The sequence below is a fragment of the Candidatus Obscuribacterales bacterium genome, assembly GCA_036703605.1.
GTDB lineage: Bacteria > Cyanobacteriota > Cyanobacteriia > RECH01 > RECH01 > RECH01.
This window is the reverse complement of record DATNRH010000069.1, coordinates 1-1,157: the sequence shown is the minus strand read 5'-3', so window position 1 is coordinate 1,157 and position 1,157 is coordinate 1. Positions and strand designations below refer to the sequence as shown.

The window sequence follows — 1,157 nt, the reverse complement described above, 5'->3', positions numbered from 1 at the left end:
AACGTCAGCCCGGTTAGCTGGGTTAAGCCCGCTAGGGGTTGTAGATCTTGAATCTGGTTTTCACTCAGAAACAGATTTTCCAACCCGGTCAAGGCAGCCAAAGGAGTCAGGTCTTGGATCTGGTTTCCGGACAGGGTAAGCAATTTCAGCTTGGTCATCCCCCGCAGCGGAGACAAATCCGAAATGGCACTATCCCCGACACTGAGAGTAACTAACTGGTGGAGATTGGTGAGGGGGCTAAGGTCATCGATGGGATTGCCCATCGATGACCTTAGCCCCCTCACTAATCTCCACGAGTTAGTTACTCTTAGCGTCGGGGATAGCGCTATTTCGGATTTGTCTCCGCTGCGGGGTATGACCAAGCTGAAATTGCTTACCCTGTCCGGAAACCAGATCCAAGGCCTGACTCCTTTGGCTGTCTTGACCGGGTTGGAAGATCTGTTTCTGAGTGAAAACCAGATTCAAGATCTACAACCCCTAGCGGGCTTAACCCAGCTAACCGGGCTGACGGTTGATAACAATGCGATCGCCGAATTGACCCCGTTAAGTCGAATGACTCAGCTTTACACGCTATATGCCGAGGGTAACCAAATTCAAGATCTAACCCCGCTGGCTCAGTTGCCCATATTGACAGAGCTGTCCCTGCGGGATAATCAGATCCAAGACCTATCGCCCTTGCAGTCCCTCCCCCTCACCTATGTGCTGCTGGATGGTAACCAGATTACTGACTTAACCCCCCTCACGGCGATCGCCAGTTTGTCGTCTATTTCCGCCGATGACAATGCGATCGCCACCCTACCCGACCTAACCGGGTTGCCCCAGCTCATAACCCTGAGTCTCCAAGCCAATATCATTGAAGATTTGAGACCGCTGAAGAGCCTACCCAGCCTGCGATGGCTTAATCTAAATGCCAACGCTATTCAAGATATTGCCCCCCTTGCTTTCTTGCCAGAGCTTCATACCCTTTCCCTTAATAACACAGCACTAATCGGTTACCACAACGGCACAGAAACACGTTCATTTCAGGGCAATAATTTCGTTACGGATCTCAGTCCACTGCAAAATATTCCCTACCTGTCAGAGTTATCAGTGCAGGACAATGGCGTGGGTGACCTAACCCCGTTAGCCTCCATGGATGTCTTGCGACTGCTCGATCT

The 1,157-nt window shown here is 51.2% G+C and carries 2 protein-coding genes; one reads left to right on the top strand and one right to left on the bottom strand.

Annotated elements, in window-relative coordinates; genetic code table 11:
- Positions 1–263 (bottom strand): leucine-rich repeat domain-containing protein (locus V6D20_01565; GenBank protein ID HEY9814484.1); only part of this gene is annotated, 263 nt, incomplete at its 3' end.
- Here V6D20_01565 and V6D20_01560 point away from each other — a divergent pair.
- Positions 250–1,157 (top strand): leucine-rich repeat domain-containing protein (locus tag V6D20_01560; GenBank protein ID HEY9814483.1); only part of this gene is annotated, 908 nt, incomplete at its 3' end. The genes V6D20_01565 and V6D20_01560 overlap by 14 nt on opposite strands.